Origin of the sequence: Saccharomonospora sp. NB11 (assembly GCF_015910535.1) — a bacterium.
GTDB lineage: Bacteria > Actinomycetota > Actinomycetes > Mycobacteriales > Pseudonocardiaceae > Saccharomonospora.
The window spans coordinates 59121-79311 of the sequence record NZ_JACBJG010000013.1; the positions used below are offsets into that span (position 1 = coordinate 59121).

Sequence of the window (20191 nt, forward strand, 5' to 3'; positions counted from 1 at the left end):
GCCCTTCCGCGCGAAAGGCGAGTGACAATGGCAGTACGCGACATCCGACCGATCGAACTGGAACTGGACCGGTTGGAGCAGATGGCCGAGTCCGGCTACTACAACCCGTACACGATGTTCGACTGGCCGGACGCCATCGAGCCCGACAAGCCGTGGATGAGCGAGAGCCTCACCACGCTCGCGGGCACCCCGATGTGGGACGAGCTGACGCGTGAGCAGCAGCTCGCGCTGACCCGCTACGAGGCCGTCAACTTCTTCAGCCTCAACATTCACGGCATCCGTGAACTGATGAGCGAAGTCGTGATGCGCATCCACGAGCGCGTGTACGCCAACGTCTCGGAGTTCCTGCACCACTTCATCGGTGAGGAAAACGAGCACATGTGGTTCTTCGCGCAGTTCTGCCTGCGCTACGGCGGCAAGCTGTACCCGGCTCAGCCCACGTTGCAGGTCGAGTCCACCGATCACCTCTCGCCGGTGGCGAAGGAGCTGATCGTCTTCGCGCGCATCCTGATCTTCGAGGAGATCGTCGACTACTACAACGCGCACATGGCGACCGACGAGTCGCTCCCGCCGATCGCCCGTGAGATCAACCGGGTGCACCACCAGGACGAGAGCCGTCACGTGGCGTTCGGCCGCATGATCTTCCAGGACCTGTTGAAGCAGGTCACCGAGCGCGACCCGGCCGAGCTGCCCGTGCTCGCCGAGTACCTGGAGAACTACCTCCAGTACAGCATCGGCACCCTCTACAACCCCGCCGCCTACCGCGACGCGGGCATCCCCGACGCGCTGGCTCTGCGGCGGCGCGCGTTGGAGCACCCGGCGCGGCTGAAGGCGCACGACGACGTCCTGAAGCGCACCAGGAAGTTCCTCACCAAGGTCGGCGTCGGCCGGGAAACGATCCCGTCATGACGGCCGAACTCGACGCGGTCCGGTCGTTCATCCTCGACCGCAATCCCCGACTCGGTGAGGTTCCCGACGACCTGGACCTGATCGACAGCCGAGCCATCAACTCGTTGGCGTTCGTCGAGTTCATTTTCCTGCTGGAGGAGTTGACCGGCGAGTCCATCGATCCGGAGGAGCTGGATCTGGACGACTTCCGCACGCTCAAGGCGATCGAGGCACGGTTCTTCAAGCAGAAGGCGGAATCATGACGACAGCGACCGACGACGGGCTGCGCGTTCTCGACGGTGACCAGCTCGACCTGCTTCGGGCCCTCGACGCCGTGTTCCGGCGCTGGGCAGGCGAGTGGGGGGCGCCCGAGTTCCGGTTCCCGTACCTGTTGCGGACCCGGGACCTCGACACGTTCGACTACTTCGACAACTTCCCGCACCTGGGGCTCGCCGCGACGGGGTGCGACCCCGAGCGGCTGCGCGGGGCACTGCCGGACCTGCCGCGCCCGGTCGAGCAGCTCGACGCGGACGTGCTCGTGCCCGCCTCGTACGCCCTGCCGTCGGCGGCCTGTTACGCGATCTACCTCGACCTGGCGGGTGCGCGGTTGCCGGAGTCCGGCGCGCTGCGTACCACGCTCGGCACGTGTTTCCGCAACGAGGACCACTACGACGGGCTGCGGAGGCTGCTCGGGTTCTCCATGCGGGAGATCGTGTGCATCGGCACGCAGGACGCGACGAAGGCACACCTGGGCCGGGCGAAGGAGACGGTGCTCGCGTTGTGTGCCGAGCTCGGTCTGGAGGTGCGGACGGAGGTCGCCACCGACCCGTTCTTCGACCGCAACGGCGGCAAGGCGAAGATGCAGCGGCTCTTCCCGGTGAAGGAGGAATTCGTCGTCGACGGGCTCGCGATCGGGTCGGTGAACTACCACCGCAACTTCTTCGGCGAGCGCTGCGACATCCAGGTCGGTGACGAGCCGGCGCACACGAGCTGCCTCGCGTTCGGACTCGAACGCTGGGTGCACACACTGACCACGCGGTTCGGCAGTGCCTCGAAGGCGCTGGCGGCGGTCGAGAGTCTGCGCTGATGCGTCCGGCGTTGGCGCGGGTGCTCGGCACCGACGTGAGCCTGTTGCAGTCCGGAATGGGCGGTGTCGCGGGCGCGGAGCTGGCGTGTGCGGTGTCCGACGCGGGCGCGGCGGGCTGCGTCGGCGGTTACAAGCTCTCCGGGGTGGCCCTGTCGGCGATGCTGGAACGCCTCGTCGCGGGCACCGATCGGCCGGTGGGGGTCAATTTGATTCCCGAGGTCGTCGGCGCCGAGGAGCTGGACCGGCAGCTCGACCAGGTGCTCGACGAGACGCCGTCGCGGGTGTACGTGTCGCTGTTCGGGATGCCCGAGTCGCGCGTGTTCGAGCGCGTCCGTGCGGCAGGCAGGCACCTGGTGGTGCAGGTCGGCACCGTCGCCGACGGGGTGGCCGCGGCCGAGGCGGGCGCGATCGTGGTGGCGCAGGGAGTCGAGGCGGGTGGCCACCTGCTGGGTCACTCCCACCGGGACGAGCTGGTGGCCGCGCTGCGGGAGCGGCTGCCCGAGGCGTGTCTCGTGGCCGCCGGGGGCATCGGGTCTCCGGACGAGGCTCGTCGCGCGGTCGCGGCGGGCGCCGACGGGGTGCTGCTGGGCACCGCCTTCGTGGCCGTCGAGGAGTCGCACGCCCACCCGTACTTCAAGCAGGCGGTGACGCGGGCACACGGCACCGACACGGTGATCACCGACGTGTACCACGTCGGCTGGCCGAGCCGACGACACCGGGTGCTGGCCACCTCGGTGACGGCCACGCCGGAGCAGCCCGCGAAGTTCATCGGTCGCACGGTGGTCGGGGAGAGGTCCTACCTCGTGCCCCGGTTCAGCGCGGCGGTGCCGACCCGAACCACCACCGGACGGATCGAGGAGATGGCGATGTACTGCGGCCTCTCCTGCGACGCCGTCACCCGAGAACGGCACGCGGCCGAGGTCGTCGCCGACTTCGCCCGTGTCCTGCCCGGTGCCGATGTTGTCGGATCAGGAAAAGGATGACGCCATGTCAGCTTCGGAAACGCTGGATCGCCTCGAACTCTGGTACCACGAGGACGCACCGCGCGTGCAGACCAGGGACGGCGTGGAGCTCTACTACGAGTCCCGTGGGGAAGGCCCGGCCGTCACCACGCTGAACAACTTCTTCATCACCGCCCCGACGTGGCGCGTGTTCACCGAGGACCTCGCCAAGGACCACCGGGTCGTCAGCTACGACCTGTGCAACCACGGCCAGTCCTCCCACCACGACAAGGAACCGACGTGGGAGGAGCACGCGGAGGACGTCATCCGCCTGCTCGATGCGTTGGAGATCGAGTCGACCTACCTGGTCGGCACGTCGATCTCGACGGTGCTGGCCCGTGACGTCGCGCTGCGGTACCCGGACCGCGTCAAGGGTCTCGTGCTCGCCGGACCCGCTCTCGGGCCGCGGGGCATGCGTCGACACCGCCAGATCCAGCGCGCGTGGCTGCTGACGTTGGAGAACCACGGCATGGCCGCGCTGTACGGCCACCTGTACCCCGAGGTCTTCGGTGCCGACATGAACGAGGAACTCGGCACGCCGGGCTTCCTGGGACTGCGGGAAAGCTTCCTCGCCCTCACCACGGCCGAGGACCTCGCCAACGGGCTGAACCTGGCGCTGCGGGCGGAGACCGACCCCGAGCTGTGCCGCCGCATCGAGGCGCCCACCGTCATCGTCGTCGGGGACGACGACATCCTGTTGAGCCCCACCGGCGCCGCCGAACTCGCGGACATCTTCCCCAACGGCCGCCACGTGATCATGCCGAAGGCCGGGCATCTGCCGTTCATCGACGACTCCGCCCGCTTCCAGCAGATCGTTCGTGAGCTCGTCGAGGAAGTCGAAGCGAATGGCTGACGCGGCTTCCGAGGTCCGGCAGGCGATCCGCACGCTGCTGGCGAAGCTGGTCGACGACGCGAGCTTCGTCGACCGCGTGTCGGACACCGAGTCGCTGCGTCGGGCCGGGGTGTCCTCCACCGCGCTCGTCAGCCTGCTCGTCGCGATGGAGGACGAGTTCGGTTTCGAGTGGGAGGACGACGTCGAGCCGGAGGTGCTGCGCTCGATCGGCTCGTTGGCCGACCACGTCGTGGCCGTGCGGGGTTGAGCAGACGTGTCGGCGGCTGTCGAGCTGGACGTGCTGCGTCGGGCCGTGCCGGGAGCCCGCACGGCGTGGGAACCGGTGCAGTGGCCGTACGCGGCCGTCCAGCAGACCGTCGCGGGGCGTCGGGCCGCCGCCACGGCGTTGGTCGAGGCGGGAGCGGAAAGGCGAGTGGTGCCTCGCGGGTCCGACGGCAGGCCGTGCTTCCCGCGTGGTTTCGCGGGGTCGATCGCGCACACGTCGCGCCTCGCCGTCGCGATCGTCGTCCCCGGTGCCGCCGGAGTCGGCATCGACATCGAGAGCGAGGACGTCTCGGCGAGGGTGGCGCGGTTCATCCTGCGTGAGCCGGAGCGACGAGCACTGCTGAGGCCGGCGGGCCGCTACAGCGCCCGGGACCTGTTCGCCGCGAAGGAGGCGGCGTTCAAGGCCCTGTCCGGTGCCGCGGTCTGTGACGGGCTGCCGTTCTGGCGGATCGCGTTGACCCCGGCCGGTGGCGCGCTGCTCGCCTCCTGCGGCGAGGTGTCGGCACGGGTCCGGGTCCGCTCCGGTGACGCCTCCCTCGCCGTGGCGATCCGACGACCCGACGAGCCGAGACGGGCGGTGGGTGGTTCGAGGCTCGATCAAGTGTCCGAACGAGAAGAGGAAACGTGATGGACGGGAACGTATTCGAGGTCGTCGACGAGTTGTTCCGTCGCCGCCTGGCGGTGGCCGAACTCGACCCCGACGCTCCGCTCGTGAACTACGGCCTCGACTCGGTTCGGTCGATCGATTTGATCGTGGAGCTGGAGGGGATCTTCGGGTTGGAGATCTCCGACGAGCAGGCCGCGTCGATGCAGACGCTGCGCGACGTGGTGACCCAGGTGGCGGCGGCCCTGCCGGTGGAGGCGGGACGAGGGAACGCGGACCGATGACCGACACCGCTCGTTTCGCCGCCTACGCCCGGCCGGAACTGGCCCGGCTGTTCCGGTCCCTCAACCTGGACGCGAGCTACCGGTCCGGTTCGGGCGACTACCTGGTCCGCGACGGCGCGGACGGTGCGGTCGACCGTGTCCTGGACCTGGTCGGGGGTGCGGGCGCGTCGTTGTTCGGCCACAACCATCCGGCGCTGGTCGAGGTGGCCCGGCGTTGTCTCGACGAGAGCGTGCCCTTCAACGCGCAGGGCAGCGTGCGCACCGCCGCGGCCGAACTCGCACAGCGGCTCTCCGACGTCGTCGGCGAGGCCACCGGCGCCGCCTACGTCGTGACGCTCGGCAACTCCGGTGCCGAGGCCGTCGAGGCGGCGATGAAGCACGCGGCGGTCGAACGCAGCCGTCGGCTCGGCGCGGTGCAGGAGGAACTGGAGCGGTCGTTGCGGTCGCTGCGGCGGGACGGCACGGCGGACCTGGTCTGCGCGGACGGCCCCACCGAGGGGCGACGCTGCGAGGACGTGGTGCGGGAGTCGCTCGACACCGTGGCCCGTCTTCGCGAGGAGAGCCCGGTCTTCGTCTCGCTTCAGGACGCCTTCCACGGCAAGACCTCCGGTGCGGGCACGCTGACGCACGGCGCGAACGTGCCGTCCGATCTGCATCTCCCGGGGCCGCGACGGCACCGGTTGCACGACTGGACCCCGGCCGAGGTGGTCACCGCGCTGGACGCCGAGCGGGTCGAGATCTCCCTGGTGACCGTCGATCCCACCGGGGTCGCGCACTCCACGACCCGCGTCGTCTCCCGCGTCGCCGCCTGTTTCGCCGAACCCATCCAGGGCGAGGCCGGGGTGAGGGAGGTACCGGACGAGACGCTCGCGGCGCTGCGGGAGCTGGCCGACCGGCACGAGGCACCGCTGGTGTTCGACGAGATCCAGTGCGGCATGGGCCGCACGGGCACGTTCCTCGCCTCGGAGCCGTCCGGGGTCGTCGCCGACTACTACCTGCTGTCCAAGTCGCTCGGCGGAGGACTCGCCAAGATCTCGGCGATGCTGGTGGCAACGCCGCGGTACGTCGCGGACTTCGGACGCCACCACACCTCCACCTTCGCCGAGGACGACTTCTCGGCGCGGATCGCCCTGAAGGCACTCGACCTCGCCCACGCGTGCCGGGACCGCATCGTCGAGCTGGGCTCGCGGTTGCGCGACCGGCTGGTGGAGGTCGCGCGGCGCTGGCCGGACGCGATCGCCGAGGTGCGCGGTCGAGGGCTGTTGCTCGGGGTGGAGTTCCGGTTGCCCCGGCCGGAGTCGCAGTTGCTTCGCGAGGTGTTCGACTCCGAGTCGCTCGGTTACCTGATCGCGGGCCGGTTGCTGCGCACCCACGGCATCCGGGTGATTCCCACGCTGTCCGCGCCGACCACCCTGCGCGTGCAGCCGTCCGCCGTGCTGGAGTTCGCCGAGATCGACCGCATCGCCGAGGCGTTCGACGAGGTGGCGGGGCTGCTCTCCAAGGGCGACTACGCGACCCTGCTCGAACACCTGACGGTGCCCGCGCAGGTCGAGTGGCGGCCGAGGAGCCACGTTCCGGCACCGCGCAGTGGGGCGACCAGCGCCCCGCGACGGCGCGGCGGCCTCCCGCGTGCCGTCTTCCTCGCCAACCTCGACACCGCGGGCACGCTGCGGGCACTGGCACCGGAGCTGGGCGACTGGTCGGACGAGCAGTGTTCGGCGGCGATCGACCGGCTGCACGGCGAGGCCGACCCGTTCGAGGTCGTCCGTCGCCGCGTCACCTCGCCCACGGGCGCGGAGGTGGAGGTCAGCATGGTGGCGGTGCCGTTCACCGCGGCCCAGGCGGTCGAGGGTCTGCGTGCGGGACACGGGCCGTGGTTGAAGCGCACCGTGCTCGACGCTGTGGACCTGGCCGTGTCGTTGCGGGCGGACGTCATCGGGCTCGGCGGCTACACCTCGATCGTCACCGACGCCTCGCGCGCCGTGGTGGAGGACGAGGTGCGCGTCACCTCGGGCAACTCGTTGACGGCGGCGTGCGCCTACGACCTGCTGCGGTCGCGGCTGGCCGGGATCGAGCCGGGGCGACGTCGGGTCGGCCTCGTCGGCGCGATGGGCAACATCGGCGCGGTCATGGCCGAACTGATCGCGCCGTACTGCGAGTCGCTCGTGCTCGTCGGCAGGCGGGGGTCCGGGCGACGGCTCGGCACGGTTGCGAAGCGACTGGAGCACTTGACCGACGTCTCGATCAGCGAGGACTCCGCCGCGCTGCGCGACTGTCCCACCGTGGTGACCGCGACCAACTCCGCGGAGCCGGTGATCACGGAGGCCCACCTCGCCGACGACGGGGACGTGCTCGTCTGCGACCTGGCCGTCCCGGGCGACGTCGCCCCTTCCGTGGCGCGGCGGGACAACGTCACGCTGGTCTCCGGAGGGCGCATCCAGCTCCCGGACGCGCAACGTCCGCACTTCCCGGGGATCACCCTGCCGCCGGGGATTCTCTACTCCTGCATGGCGGAGACGATCCTGCTCGGCTTCGAACCCGACACGCCGAGCCCTTCCTACGGCGGACTGTCCGTGTCGGGAGTGCTGGCGGCCCGGGACCTCGCCGCGCGACACGGGCTGTACCCCGCCCGCATCGTCGGCGGCACCGTCACCTCCGAACCGTGGACGCTCGACGAACCACGCCACAGACCTACCGGACCGTGACCGGTCCTCGTTGTTGTCCATCCGACCCACGAGAGGAAGAGTCAGCCATGCCGAACCCGTTCGAGGACGACGACCGCACCTATCTGGCGTTGTGCAACGCCGAGGAGCAGTACTCGCTGTGGCCCGAGGACGTCGACGTGCCCGAGGGCTGGCGGGTCGTGTTCGGCCCCGACAGCCGACAGAACGTGATTGACCACATCGAACGGTCCTGGACGGACATGCGTCCGAAGAGCCTGCGCGACGCGATGGCAGCAGCCTCGCGGTGAACTCACCGTCGATCGCTCGCGCCGTCGCCGTGACGGCGTGTGCGTTCGACCACGGCCGCGACGGCGCGATCGACAACTCCAGCTTTCCACGACCAGGAGCAGAGAATGGTTGGGGGCAGTCCGTGAAGGTAGACGTCGAGAACCGGGTCAAGTTCGTGCGCTGGCCCGCGGAGAGCGAGGTTCGGGAGCAATGCAAGCTGCGGCAGAATCTCTGCCTGCTGATCGTCGAGCATGGCGCTCCCCCGCCGGAGAACCTCGGCCCGTATGAGGACTGGGTCCGGCCGCCGATCGTGTCGCAGGACCTCCGGGCCAGGGTGCGCCAGTTGTCGGCACGCGCCGTGGTGAACGAGAAACCCGTGCTGGACTCCTCCGGCACGGTGTGGTTCAAGGGAGCGTCCGTGACGCTGTCGGTGATGCAGTGCGAGATGCTGACTCCCCTCATCGCCCGGTACGGCCAGCTCGTGTACCGGGCGGAGCTTCGGGAGATTCTGGAGAGGTCGGGCGCGAGCTCGTCGAGCAACGCCCTCGACCTGCACGTCATGCGGTTGCGCCGACGGTTGCAGCCGATCGGCCTGGCGTTGCGCAACGTGTGGGGTCGCGGTTTCGTCGTGGAGCCACTCTGACGGTCAGTCGTTGGCCATCGCGACGACGTCCACGCTGTGGCCGAGGTGAGCGCGACCGCGCAGTCGCCGCAACTCCGGGAAGGGAAGCGTGCAGTGCCTGAGCAGGTGGTTCGCCCCTTCGGTGCCCGCGGTGCCCGCGTGGTCGCCCAACACCTTGGTGATCAGACAGATGTGGCTCGTCTGCCAGCGCCAGTAGTTGTTGCCGAGGTCGAGCAGGGCGTCGATGATCCGGTAGTGGACGCCTGACTCGGTGCCGCACGGCGCCAGTTCGGTGAGGTCGAGCCCCGACCGGGCCACCCAGGCCGCGAACGACTCGTAGAGCGGTCCCTCCTTGTCGCCGTGGCCCAGCAGGTGCGAGAGCCGGTGGAACTGCGCCGACTGCGCTCCGCTGGACGTGCCGAGGAACGCCCGGAAGGTGGCGAAGTCACGCACCGGCAGGCGGTCGAGCACGAGAATGTGGTTCTGCAGCAACGACATCGTCGCCGCCGCCCGGTGGAGTACGTCGACGATCCAGTCCGCACTCGACGAGTCGTCGGAGGTGGTGAAGGCGTCGAGCACCGCTTCCAGGTCGAGGATCAGTTGCTGGAGCCACAGTTCGCTGGCCTGGTGCGCGACGATGAAGAACCGCTCCGACAGGACCGTGGACTCCGACGCTCCGGTTCCCGCGGTGCGGGGTGACTGCAGAGACAGCAGCGTGTCCAGTTCGAGGTAGTCCTGGTAGGTCATGTCGTCGGCCACTGTGGTTCCCTCTCCTTGTGACGAAGTCGGGCAGGTGATGGCGAGTCGCGAACGGAGGCCGCGTGCGAGGACACCGGACCGGATCCGGCGAGTCACCTCGGATGCCCGTGGCCCGGGACGTCGGTCCTCGCGTCGGCGCCGCAATCGGACATGATCCGGTGTCGCCTGTGAGGACACGTTCCCGAAAACATCGGCCCATTGTGGGCGAATTCGTGTCACGGCGCGGAGACGAGGAAAGAGTTCTGTCACGCGGTTTTTCGGTCCACTCCGGACTGTGAGGAAACCGCACTTCGACCGCTGTCAGGACGTCCTCGGTGCGGAAAAGACTCGGGAAAGATTGCCGCTGTGCGGGGCCGGCGCATGCCTATTCTGAGCCGATCGTGCCGGTACCTCGCGTCGAAGGCGGACCGAAGTTGAGAACTGTTGCTGAATTTTTCGAAGGCAGCGTCGCGACATCGCCCAGCGCTCCGGCTGTGCGTTTCGAGGACACCGTCGTGACGTACGCGGAGGTGAACGCGGAGGCGAACCGGCTGGCCAGGCGACTGCTCGCCGCGGGCGTGGGACCGGACTCGCTGGTCGCGATCGCGCTGCCCCGTTCGCCACGGCTGGTGGTGGCGGTGCTGGCCGTGCTGAAGGCGGGAGGCGCGTACCTGCCGCTCGACCCGGACTACCCGGCCGCGCGGTTGACCCACATGGTGGAGGACGCCCGCCCGGTGTTGCTGCTGCGGACCGGGGACGTCACGGTGCCCTGCGACGGGCTGCCCGAACTCGTGCTGGACGCCCCCGACGTCGAGGCCGAGGTGGAGCGGGAGCGCGCCGACGACGTGACTCAGGAGGAGCGGTCGGCGCCGCTGCTGCCCGACCACCTGATGTACGTCATCTACACGTCCGGGTCGACGGGTGTGCCGAAGGGAGTCGCGGTCAGTCACGCCGGGGTGGCGGACATGGTGTCGACCCAGGCGAGGATCTACGGGGTCGGACAGGGTGACCGCATCCTGCAGTGGGCTTCGTTCAGTTTCGACGCGTGGTTCTGGGACTTCTCGCTCGCGTTGCTGCACGGTGCGACGTTGGTGATGGCCGATCGGCACGACCTGCTGCCGGGGGAGTCGCTGCGCGAGACCATGCTCCGCCACGAGGTGAACCACGCGGTGCTGCCACCCGTGGCGCTGGGCTCGACCGACAGCGAGGGGCTGCTGGTCGGCGGAACCATCACCTCCACCGGCGACGTGTGCACCCGGGCGCTCGCGGAGCGCTGGCAGAAGGGCAGGCGGCTCTACAACGCCTACGGCCCCACCGAGGTCACGGTCGGCGCGTCGATCGGCGGGCCGTTCGAAGGCGTGCAGGACGAGGTGAGTGTCGGGACACCGTGGGACGGTGGCACGGTGTACGTCCTGGACGAGCGGTTGGAGGACCTCCGCGACGGTGGCGAGGGCGAGTTCTTCCTCGGCGGCAGTGGCGTGGCGCGGGGCTACCTGAACCGGCCCGGGCTGACGGCGAGCCGGTTCGTGGCCGACCCGTACGGTCCGCCCGGCAGCCGGATGTACCGCTCGGGCGACCGGGGGCGTCGCGACCCGAACGGCGAGTTCTACTTCACCGGTCGCGTCGACAACCAGGTGAAGATGCGCGGCTTCCGGATCGAGCTGGGCGAGATCGAGGCCAGGTTGGAGACGCATCCCGAGGTGGAGGTCGTGGTCGCGTGCGTCGGCGGTGAGGACGCCTCCACGCAGCACGTCGTCGCCTACGTGAAGACCCCGGCCGGTGCGACCGTGACGGAGGCGGAGCTGCGCGACCACGCCAGGGTGGCGCTCCCGGAGCACATGGTGCCTTCGAACGTCGTGCTGCTGGAGTCACTGCCGACGTTGCCGAACGGCAAGGTCGATCGCAAGGCGCTCGCGGAGCGGGCCCTGACGTCCACGGTGGGGCAGCGGGCTGACGGCGCCGACAGGACCACGAGGGAGACGGCGGACGCCGCCGCCACGTCGTACGAGCGCGTGGTGTGCGAGCTGGTGCGCGAGACGTTGGGGGTCGACGAGGTCACGCCGCAGGACAACTTCTTCGACCTCGGCGGCCACTCGGTGCTCGCCGCGCGGTTGGTCAGCCGACTGCGCAAGGAGGTCGGGGTGGCCGTGCCGATGCGGTCGATGTTCGAGACAGCGAACCTCGCCGAGCTGGCCGAGCTGCTCGAACGACGTGACGAGGGGCCGCGCGAGGCGTGAGCCCCCATGTGGACGGGCCCCGGCGCGATCGCCTGCCGCGTCGGGGCCCGTCGTCGTGTCACGGTCTCCGTCGGTAGACCGGGTCCTTCTTGACGAGACCGAGCTTGGTCAGTGCCCTGACCACCCCGATGAACGCCGTGGCCAGGACGGTCTCGTGCACCCGGAACGTCGACGGCAGGCTCAGCACGGTGCTGCGCGCGTTCCAGTGGTCGCTGTGCGGCCCGTACAGCCGGTAGATCGTCGGGATCTGCGAACCGCTCCAGAGCCGGTAGGCGAGCTTCGGGTCGGCGAACACCGACGCCCGCCAGGGGGAGCAGCCGATCAGGTCCGCGAAATCGATCATGTAGTTGTTGTAGTGCACGAGGGTGCGTTCGTTCGGGTTGCCGAAGAACAGCTCGTCCTCGTAGGCCGCCTGCTGCTCGATGAGTTCGGTCAGCCGAGCGGGGTCGGGAAGTCTGCGCTTGCCGCTGCACAGCAGGGCGAAGTAGCGGCTCTGCATCTCGGAGCACGCGGGCACGCCACCCGCGGCGGGCCGCGCCCAGCCGATGAAGACCATGCTGTCGCCGAGCTCCGGGTGGATCATGTGCTTGTACATCCGGCGGACGTCGCCCACGTCCACGTTCTTGAGGATGTCGAAGTTCTCCACGTAGCCCGTGTTGAGCATGATCGTGTCGATCTGCTCGCGCCGGCCGTCCTTGAACTGCACGTAGTCGCGGCCGAGCCGTTCGATGCCGGACGCGTTGACCGTCAGAGTCCCGTCGACCACCCGATGCAGGAACGACTCGTTCTTGGTGAAGAAGTGGTTGAAGAAGTACCGGTTGCGCGAGTTCCAGTCGGCCACCGCGCGTTCGATCGGTGTCTTGCCGAACCGCTTGCCGAACTTCGCCTGCAACCGCGCGCCGAGCGTGGCGATCTGCAGCGGCACCGAGTTCAGCAGGTGGGAGGTGTAGGCGTCGTTCGGGTAACCGCGTTTGCCGGGGTTGCGCACGATGACCGGCTGGTGGCGGCGCACCGACAGCGTGCAGCTCTCGGCCACCCCGGCGATCTCGTGGACGACGTCGGCCGCGGTCTCGCCGACCCCGACGCAGAGCACTCGCTTGCCACGGAAGGGCTCGGCGTTGCGGTAGTAGGCCGAGTGCAGGATCTCGCCCTCGAACTCCTCCTGCCCCGGCAGGTCGATGTAGTTCGGAACCCGGTGGGTGCCCGTGGACACCACCACCGCGTCGAAGTGGTGGGTCGTTCGCTTCTCGGGCTCGCCCACCGGCGCGACCTCGACGAGGTAGCCGTCACCGTCCTCGCTTCTCGTCACGCTCAGCACGTCCGTGCGGTAGCGGATCGACGGTTCGAGACCGAAGTGATCGGCGAAGTCGCGGAGGTACTGCCAGTACTCGGCGGCCGACCAGTGATAGCGGCGCTGTCCCGGCGGGGGCGGGAAGCTGGAGAACGCCATCATGTAGTTGGAGATGGTGAGCAGCGTCGAGTCGTAGTGACCCGGTTCGTCCGCGGCGGCGTTCGGCCGGAACACCCCGCCGAGCTGCGGAGCGCGGTCGAAGCACGTCACCGAGTGGTTCTCGTCCAGTAGTTCCTTCACCGCGACCAGGCCCGACGGCCCGGCACCGATGACACAGACGTTCTTTCTCATCCTGACCTCGTCTGTTGGTAGGGGCATGTGCGCGAACACCCGCCGTCAGTGGCCGAACTGCACGGGCAGGCTGTCGTAGCCGGTGAGGAAGTTCGAGTAGATCGGGTGGGGCTTGCCGGCAAGCTCCATCCGGCCCACACCGGCCACCAGGGCCGACAACAGGGCCCGCAGCTCCGCCCGCCCGAGGAAGGCACCGAGGCAGTAGTGCGGTCCGTTGCCGAAGGAGAGGTGCTTGTTGGGGGAGCGGGACAGATCGAAGCGGCGCGGCTCGGCGAAGACGGTCTCGTCGTTGTTCGCCGAGATGTTCCACAGCGTGACGATGTCGCCGCGGCGCATCGTGACGTCGTGCAGTTCGACGTCGCGCAGGGCGGTGCGGGCCAGGTGCATTCCCGGTGTCGCCCAGCGCAGCACCTCCTCCACGGCCGAGTTGAGGGAGACCTCGCCCGACTTCAGTGCCGTCCACTGGCCGGGGTGCTCGACGAGCGCGAGCACCGCGCAGATCGCCGACAGGCGGGAGGTCTCGTCGCCGCCGAGGATGAGGCTGTAGCAGTTGACCGCGATCTCGTCGAGCGTGAGGGGCTTGCCGTCCAGCTCCGCCGTCGCCAGCATGCTGATGACGTCGTCGCCCGGCATCGACCGGCGCTCCTGCGCGACGTCCATGAAGTAGAGCAGGATCTCGTTGCGGGCTTCGAGCGCGTCGAGTTCGCTCGCGTCGGCGTGATCCGACGACAACGCCATCTTGTTCCACCGGAGCAGGTCCGGACGGTCCTCGGCCGGGATCGACAGCAGATCGCAGATCGTGTTCATCGGGATCTGGTCGGCGACCTGCGTGGCGAAGTCGAAGGTGCCCGCGTCGACGACGGCGGTGATCAACGCCGTGGTGCGAGCGCGCACCTTCTCGACCACGTCGGCGAGGACGCGCGGGGTGAAGGCCGTGCGCAGCAACTCCCGCATCCGGCCGTGTCGAGGCGGATCGGTGACGGCGAGCATGGTTCCGCCCGCGGAGTCGTCACCGCGTAGGACGACGTCGAGCACGTTGCCGCGCTCGGAGCTGAGGGCGTCGAGGTGGTAGAGCGCCTGGACGTCGGCGTGGCGGGACACGACCCAGAAGCCGGGGCGGTGTTCGCCGGAGTCGTGCCAGTAGACCGGGCTGGCCGCGCGCACCTCTCGCCAGAACTCGTGCGGGTCGTTGTCGACGAACGTCGCCGGGTCGGTGAGATCGAGGGAACGGACACCGAGAGCGGGCTGACTCATCGGCCCACTGTGACAGTCGTCCGACCTGCGACGGCCCATCTCTTGCTGCTTCCTTTCCCGCTTTCGTCGCTCTCGCCGGGGGCTCCGGGCGACCGCCGTCCGCGCCCGTGATCGGCGGGCTTACGTCCGCTTCGGAATCTCCGGGTAGCGGGCGCGAAGCTGCTCACTGGCCTTGGGGCCACGGGCGAACACGTGGTGAGGGGTGTCGATCGGCTCTCCGCTCCGTCGGTCCACCACGACGGGCTCCACCTCGACACCGGTGCGTGCGTCGACGATCACCAGGCCGCGCTCCTCGGGTGCCAGCTCGTGGTTGCCCCACGCGGCCATGACGAGGATGAGCGGACGCAGCGCCCGACCGCGCCGGGTCGCCCGGTACCGAGCCGCGCCGGAGGCCGGTTCCAGCAGGCCTTTCGCCACGAGCGTGTCCAACCGCTGTCGCAGCAGGTCGGGCGGCATGTCGAGGTTGCGGGAGACGGTGTCGACGTCGGTGTTGCCGTCGAGAATTTCGTGCAGGATCTCCAACGTCCACCACGGCCCGATCGTCTGCGCGGTGCGGGCGAGGGGACAGTCGGGGATCCGTGGTCGGGGACCGTCCGACCGGACGGACCGCTCGCCGGGTCCGTCCGCGTCGGAGTGCCTGGCCTTGTCGACCGGGCTGTCCTCGGTCGTCGTCATGACGGGACTTCGGCCAACGACCAGTAGCGGCGCATGCCGTACAGCAGTGGGTTCGCCGACCGCTCCGGTTGCGTGCGCACCCGGTGCACCGTGCCGAAGACCACCAGGTGATCGCCGACTCGCAGGGTCTGCTCGACTGAGCAGTCGGCGATCGCGTGGGCGGCCTCGACGAGGTGGGGCACACCGGAAACCGGTTCGCGCGACCAGGGGACGCGGTCGAACCGGTCCGCCGCGCCGGAGGCGAACAGCGTGGCCGTCGCCTCCGCCCTGTCGTGCAGCAGGTTGACGGCGAAGACGGAGCTCTCCAGCAGCGCCGCCAGGGTGGGTGACTGCTCGCGCAGACACGCCAGCAGGATCGGTGGCCGCAGCGAGACGCTGCAGATCGACGAGCACGTCATGCCCCACGGCCGCCCGTCCGGTGCGGTGGTCGTGACGACGGCGACCCCGGCGGGCAACGTCGCCATGAGCGACCGGAATTGGCCTGCGTCGACCGGCGGACGGCCGACGGCGCTGGTCAGATGATCGGTCATGTTCACCGCCTCCTGGCCTCGGCTGTCACGACCGCGTTTTCTTGCGGTGGACGTGACCCAGGTAGTCCCAGTGGCTCGGGAGCTGGTCGACCAGCATCTTGGCCTCGTCCTTGATCGCCTGCATCTCCTTCATCGCCGCCGTGTCGTCCATGAGCTTCAGGCCCGGAAGCGGGTGGAGGTCCAGACCACCGAGACCGAGGATCATCGCGATGTAGGAGTACGGCTCGAAGCCGTGGTAGTAGGGGAAGACGGTTTCCTCGTCGGGAAGCTTGTACTTCCACTGCTCGATGCGCGCGGCCAGCTCATCCGGCACGCGCAGCGTCTTGGCGTCACGCCAGTAGTCGTTGTTGTTGCGGGCCGCCGCGACGTAGTGCAGCACGAGGAACTCGCGCACGCCGTCCAGCACGTTCGCGACCTGGCGGTTGTAGGACTTGCGGAGCTGGTCGTCGTCCTGGCCGCCCGGGAAGTGCTTTACGAGTTGCTCGATGCCGTTCTGGATGAAGAAGATGCCTGTCGATTCGAGCGGCTCGACGAACCCGCTGGACAGGCCGATCGCGACGCAGTTGTTCACCCACGACCGCCGCGTGCGCCCGATGCGCATGCGGATGTGGTTGGCCTCTAGGCCGTCGGCGGCCGGGCCCACGTAGGACCGCAGCGTGCGCTCGGCTTCGTCGGGGGTGCAGTAGTCGCTGGCGTAGACGTAACCTGTCCCGATCCGACCCCACAGCGGAATGGTCCAGATCCACCCCGCGTCCTGCGCGCTCGCCCTGGTGTAGGGGCCCATGCCCTGCTCGGGCATCTCCAGCGGGACCCGCAGGGCGACGGCACTGTCGTTGGGCAGCGTGTCCTGGTACGACACGAACGGCTCGCCCAGTGCCTTGTTGATGAGCATGCCCCGGAAGCCGGTGCAGTCGATGAACAGGTCGCCCTTGAGGTCACCGTTCTCGCGGGTTCGGACGTGCGTGATGTCGCCACGCTCGTTCAGCGCCACGTCCACCACGTCGTCCAGGACGTGCCGCACGCCGCGTTCGGTGCCGTAGCGGGTGAGCAGCCGGGCCAGCAGCGTCGCGTCGAACTGGTAGGCGTACGGGAACTGGGTGGTCTGCTGGGCCATCGTCGAGCGGCCGAGCCGGGCCGGGTCGCTGTCACCGTGGTCGCGGGTCATCAGGTTGCCGTCGAAGTCGCGAGGTGCCCGCTTGGCCTCGCAGAGCGCGGCGATCACCGTGCAGTCGCGGTCGAAGTCCGCGCTCGGCCGCTTGTGCAGCCACCAGTCGGCCAGTGAGACCCCTTCGACCACGCGCGGACGCTCGAAGGGGTGGTAGAAGTGGTGCCCCTCGGCCCGCCAGTTGTCGTAACGGATGCCCAGCTTGTAGGTGGCGTGACAATCCGGCATCCAGTCGTCCTCGTCCAGGCCGAGGTAGGCGAAGAAGTGCCGGATCGTGCTGAAGGAGGCTTCGCCGACGCCGATGGTGGGGACGTTCTTCGACTCCACGAGCGTGACGGGGAGCCGGTCGCCGAACGCGGCCTTGAGATACGACGCGGTCATCCAACCCGCGGTGCCGCCTCCGACGATGACGACGCTTCTCGCCATGGTTACCTCGCTTCTCTCGGACTGACGCGACCGTGCTGTTTCAGGTCGTGGACAACGGACGACTTCGGGAAATCGTGCGCTCAGGCCGCTCAGGCGGAGCGCTCGTCGCACTCCTCGACGAACTCCAGGAGTCGGCCGATCCCGTTCTCCAGCCAGGTGGGATCGACGCAGAACGCGATGCGGACAAGGTGCTGGGCCCACGGCGCGTAGTCGTGGGAGGTGACGCGGCCGTGGTCGTCGACGTGGGGGCGCATGGCGAAGCCGTTGCCCGGCACCACCGCGACGCCCTTGGCTTCGAGCAGCTTCGTGGCGAAGGTCTCCGAGTCCAGCCCCGTGCGACCCACGTCGAGCATCGCGTACCAGCCACCGGCGGGCAGCTCCCGCAGCAGCCCGGCGTCGATCAGCGGGGGCAGGGCCACGTCCCGGTTGTGCTGCACGAGCTTGCGGTTGGCCGCCGTGCTCTGCGCGCGGCTGGCCAGGGCGGCGATGCCCGCGTACTGGGCCGGCGTGGAGGTGCCGATGATGTTGGCCTCCTGGACCACCTTCATGACGTCGGCGGCCTTGTCGTTGGCCAGCGCGACGTACCCGAGGCGGTAGCCGGTCATCGCGAAGCTCTTCGAGAACGTGAACACGCTGTGCACGATGCGCTCGGCCACGGGCACGTCCCGCTCCAGCGAGGCGACGGAGAGGTGCTCGCGGTCGTAGGTGAAGTGCTCGTACGCCTCGTCGCTGATCACGTGCCAACCGCGTTCCCGCGCGAGCTGCAACAGCGACTCGATCTCGGCCCGGTCGAGGATGGCCCCGGTCGGGTTGGCGGGCGAGTTGATGAGCAGGACCTTCGTGCGCGGGGTGGCCACGGCGGCGATCGAGTCGGCGTCGGGGTGGAAGTTCTCGTCGAGCCGGTACAGCACCGGGCGGAAACCGGCCAGCAGGCTCTGCTGGACGTGCACCGGCCAGTGCAGTTCCGGCAGCAGGATCTCGGCGCCGGGTTCGGCGAGCGTCTGCAACAGAGCGGCGAGCCCCTGACAGGAGCCCGGCGAGATCAGCAGTCGCGACACGTCGCTGTCGATGCCGTTGTCCACCCGGAGTTTCTCGACCGCGGCCTCGCGCAACGCGGTCATGCCCTCCACCCCGGTGTACTTGGTCTCACCACGCTGCACCGCGTCGACGAACGCGGCGGCGACGTCCTCGCCCGGGTTGAAGTACGGGTCGCCGACGTGCAGTTTCATCACGTCGACCCCGGCTTGCTTCTCCTGTTCCTCGGCGGCCCGGAAGATGCCGTGCAGGCACGAGGACGGGATGGATTCGGCGGCGGAGTGGATTGCTGGAGTCACGCTGGTACCACCTTCGACGTCGGGTCGGGTTGTCGGTTCGATCAGGTCGTGCGGCCTCCGTCGACGGGGACGACCGCGCCGGTGACCCAGCCCGAGACGTCGGGGTCGAGCAGCAACCGCACCCAGGTGCCGATCTCCTCGCCGCGCCCGAACCGTCCCATCGGAGTGGACGCGGTCAGCTCGTCGCGCAGCCGGTCGGTGCCTGCGGCGTCCAGTCCGGTTTCGTTCCACATCGGAGTGTCGACCGGGCCTGGCATCAGGGCGTTGACCCGGACGTCCGGAGCGAGCTCCCGCGCCAGCGACCGGGTAAGACTGTTGAGGGCCGCCTTGGTGGCCCCGTAGAACGAGCGGCCGGGCATGGAGAGTGCGCCGCCCACCGACGAGATGTTGACGACGCTGCCGTGGTGGGCCTTGAGCTGAGGCAGCGCGCACCGGATCAGTTCGGCGGGTGCCTTGACGTTGACGGCGAACATCGCGTCGAACAGGTCGGGGTCGATCGTGTCGAGGCGGCCGAACCGGGCGAGCCCGGCGTTGTTGACCACCGAGTCGACGCCTCCGAACGCGCGGGTGGCCGCGGCGACGATGCGTTCTCCCGCGCCGGGCGCGCTGACGTCCTGGGTGACGACGTTCACCGCGTCGCCGTACTTGTCGGCGAGCGTGCGGAGCGGTTCCTCCCGACGTCCCACGACGGTGACGTTCGCTCCGTCGGCCAGCAAGGTTTCGGTGATGCCGAGACCGATACCGGTTCCGGCCCCGGTGACGATCACGGACTTCCCGGCGAGTGTCATCGGACCACCTCGACGAGGTTGTCGCACACGTCGGCGACGAGGGCGGTGGGGTCGGTGAGGTGGTGGAAGTGCCCACCGGGCCACGCCCGGACGCTGAACGGGCCGCTGGTGGCATCCGCCCAGGTGGCGAACGAGCCGTCGGGTACGAGCGGGTCGTCGGTGTTGTAGTGGCAGCGGATCGGGCAGCTCAGCGGCCGCACCGGCGGAGCGGGCCGGTAGGTCTCGTGCAGGGTGATGTCCGACCGCAGCACCGGGAGCACCAGGTCACGGATCTCGTCGTCGGCGGCGAGGGCGGAGTCGGTGCCCCCGAGCGCGAGCAGGCGCGTCCACAGTTCGTCGTCGGGGAGCGTGTGCGTGGTGCCGCCGCCCGCGAGTTCCGGCGCCGGACACCCCGACACGAACAGCAGCCGCGGGGAGAAGCCCGCGTCCGTGAGCGCCCGCGCGGTCTCGTAGGACACCAACGCGCCGAGGCTGTGCCCGAACAGGGCGACGGGAGTTCTGTCGAGCGTGGCCAGCTCCGCCGCGACGGCCGCTCCCATCTCGGCCACGCTGCCGGCGGGAGGTTCGGCGAAGCGGTCCGCGTGCTGCGGGTACTGCACAGCGAGCAGCTCGACGCCTTCCGGCACCAGCGGTGCCCAGGAACGGTAGGTGGTCACCGAGGCGCCGGAGTGGGGGAAGCAGACCAGCCGCAGGGCAGGGTGGTCGTCCCGCACGCCGCGTAGCGTCCGTAGCCAACCTCGCTCACGTGATCGTCCTGGCTTCACGCCCACAGCGTCACCAGAACCTCCGCCACCTTCGGTCAATCTGTCAAAGCTCTGTCGACTGTGCTGTGTCGAATCGGGTTCGTG

The 20191-nt window shown here is 69.2% G+C and carries 21 protein-coding genes; 12 read left to right on the top strand and 9 right to left on the bottom strand.

The features are described from left to right. Positions 1-27 precede the first annotated feature (27 nt). From JAV51_RS17900 to JAV51_RS20500, 11 genes are all read left to right on the top strand, one after another. Positions 28-909: a diiron oxygenase gene (locus JAV51_RS17900; protein WP_231642570.1), complete on the top strand. Its 882-nt coding sequence runs from the start codon at positions 28-30 to the stop codon at positions 907-909. After that, positions 906-1151: an acyl carrier protein gene (locus JAV51_RS17905; protein WP_197321899.1), complete on the top strand. Its 246-nt coding sequence runs from the start codon at positions 906-908 to the stop codon at positions 1149-1151. Before JAV51_RS17900 ends, JAV51_RS17905 begins: the two co-directional genes overlap by 4 nt. Then, the gene (locus tag JAV51_RS17910; protein WP_197321900.1) at positions 1148-1975 is read left to right on the top strand and encodes a hypothetical protein; all 828 of its coding nucleotides are present in this window, start codon (positions 1148-1150) and stop codon (positions 1973-1975) included. Before JAV51_RS17905 ends, JAV51_RS17910 begins: the two co-directional genes overlap by 4 nt. Then, complete coding sequence (locus tag JAV51_RS17915; protein WP_197321901.1) at positions 1975-2958, top strand: nitronate monooxygenase family protein; 984 nt, start codon at positions 1975-1977, stop codon at positions 2956-2958. Before JAV51_RS17910 ends, JAV51_RS17915 begins: the two co-directional genes overlap by 1 nt. A 4-nt stretch (positions 2959-2962) precedes the next feature. Next, on the top strand, positions 2963-3829 hold the full coding sequence (locus JAV51_RS17920) for an alpha/beta fold hydrolase (protein WP_197321902.1): 867 nt from the start codon (positions 2963-2965) through the stop codon (positions 3827-3829). Beyond that, positions 3822-4076, top strand: a complete 255-nt coding sequence (locus JAV51_RS17925) for a phosphopantetheine-binding protein (protein ID WP_197321903.1) — start codon at positions 3822-3824, stop codon at positions 4074-4076. The genes JAV51_RS17920 and JAV51_RS17925 overlap by 8 nt, the downstream gene beginning before the upstream one ends. Before the next feature lie 6 nt (positions 4077-4082). Next, entirely contained in the window at positions 4083-4721 is a 639-nt protein-coding gene (locus JAV51_RS17930; RefSeq protein WP_197321904.1) for a 4'-phosphopantetheinyl transferase superfamily protein, read from the top strand. Next, positions 4721-4981, top strand: coding sequence for an acyl carrier protein (locus tag JAV51_RS17935; protein WP_197321905.1), 261 nt, complete (start codon positions 4721-4723; stop codon positions 4979-4981). Before JAV51_RS17930 ends, JAV51_RS17935 begins: the two co-directional genes overlap by 1 nt. Next, positions 4978-7686, top strand: a complete 2709-nt coding sequence (locus JAV51_RS17940) for an aminotransferase class III-fold pyridoxal phosphate-dependent enzyme (protein WP_197321906.1) — start codon at positions 4978-4980, stop codon at positions 7684-7686. The genes JAV51_RS17935 and JAV51_RS17940 overlap by 4 nt, the downstream gene beginning before the upstream one ends. 47 nt (positions 7687-7733) lie before the next feature. Further along, the gene (locus tag JAV51_RS17945) at positions 7734-7952 is read left to right on the top strand and encodes an MbtH family protein (protein ID WP_197321907.1); all 219 of its coding nucleotides are present in this window, start codon (positions 7734-7736) and stop codon (positions 7950-7952) included. 122 nt (positions 7953-8074) lie between these two features. Then, positions 8075-8575 carry a winged helix-turn-helix domain-containing protein gene (locus JAV51_RS20500; protein WP_197321908.1) on the top strand — a complete coding sequence of 167 codons (501 nt, stop codon included), beginning with the start codon at positions 8075-8077 and terminating at the stop codon, positions 8573-8575. Between the two features lie 3 nt (positions 8576-8578). Here JAV51_RS20500 and JAV51_RS17955 read toward each other — a convergent pair whose 3' ends face one another. After that, positions 8579-9313, bottom strand: a complete 735-nt coding sequence (locus JAV51_RS17955) for a tryptophan 2,3-dioxygenase family protein (protein WP_197321909.1) — start codon at positions 9311-9313, stop codon at positions 8579-8581. A gap of 380 nt (positions 9314-9693) precedes the next feature. Here JAV51_RS17955 and JAV51_RS17960 point away from each other — a divergent pair, with 380 nt between their 5' ends. Then, positions 9694-11529: a non-ribosomal peptide synthetase gene (locus JAV51_RS17960; RefSeq protein ID WP_307845923.1), complete on the top strand. Its 1836-nt coding sequence runs from the start codon at positions 9694-9696 to the stop codon at positions 11527-11529. A 58-nt stretch (positions 11530-11587) separates the two neighbouring features. Here JAV51_RS17960 and JAV51_RS17965 read toward each other — a convergent pair whose 3' ends face one another. From JAV51_RS17965 to JAV51_RS18000, 8 genes are all read right to left on the bottom strand, one after another. Next, on the bottom strand, positions 11588-13171 hold the full coding sequence (locus tag JAV51_RS17965) for an NAD(P)/FAD-dependent oxidoreductase (RefSeq protein WP_197321911.1): 1584 nt from the start codon (positions 13169-13171) through the stop codon (positions 11588-11590). A gap of 45 nt (positions 13172-13216) precedes the next feature. Continuing rightward, positions 13217-14425: a cytochrome P450 gene (locus tag JAV51_RS17970; protein ID WP_197321912.1), complete on the bottom strand. Its 1209-nt coding sequence runs from the start codon at positions 14423-14425 to the stop codon at positions 13217-13219. 120 nt (positions 14426-14545) lie between these two features. Then, positions 14546-15100, bottom strand: coding sequence for a helix-turn-helix domain-containing protein (locus tag JAV51_RS17975; RefSeq protein WP_197321913.1), 555 nt, complete (start codon positions 15098-15100; stop codon positions 14546-14548). Beyond that, positions 15097-15630 carry a flavin reductase family protein gene (locus JAV51_RS17980; RefSeq protein WP_197321914.1) on the bottom strand — a complete coding sequence of 178 codons (534 nt, stop codon included), beginning with the start codon at positions 15628-15630 and terminating at the stop codon, positions 15097-15099. The genes JAV51_RS17975 and JAV51_RS17980 overlap by 4 nt, the downstream gene beginning before the upstream one ends. Positions 15631-15655: 25 nt before the next feature. Beyond that, positions 15656-17221 (bottom strand): tryptophan halogenase family protein, encoded by a 1566-nt coding sequence (locus tag JAV51_RS17985; protein WP_197321915.1) that lies wholly within the window; start codon positions 17219-17221, stop codon positions 15656-15658. An 89-nt stretch (positions 17222-17310) separates the two neighbouring features. Then, a complete protein-coding gene (locus JAV51_RS17990; protein ID WP_197321916.1) occupies positions 17311-18555 on the bottom strand; it encodes a pyridoxal phosphate-dependent aminotransferase in 1245 nt (414 codons plus the stop codon). A 41-nt stretch (positions 18556-18596) separates the two neighbouring features. Beyond that, complete coding sequence (locus tag JAV51_RS17995) at positions 18597-19343, bottom strand: SDR family NAD(P)-dependent oxidoreductase (RefSeq protein ID WP_197321917.1); 747 nt, start codon at positions 19341-19343, stop codon at positions 18597-18599. After that, entirely contained in the window at positions 19340-20056 is a 717-nt protein-coding gene (locus JAV51_RS18000) for a thioesterase II family protein (protein WP_197321918.1), read from the bottom strand. The genes JAV51_RS17995 and JAV51_RS18000 overlap by 4 nt, the downstream gene beginning before the upstream one ends. Between the last annotated feature and the right edge of the window lie 135 nt (positions 20057-20191).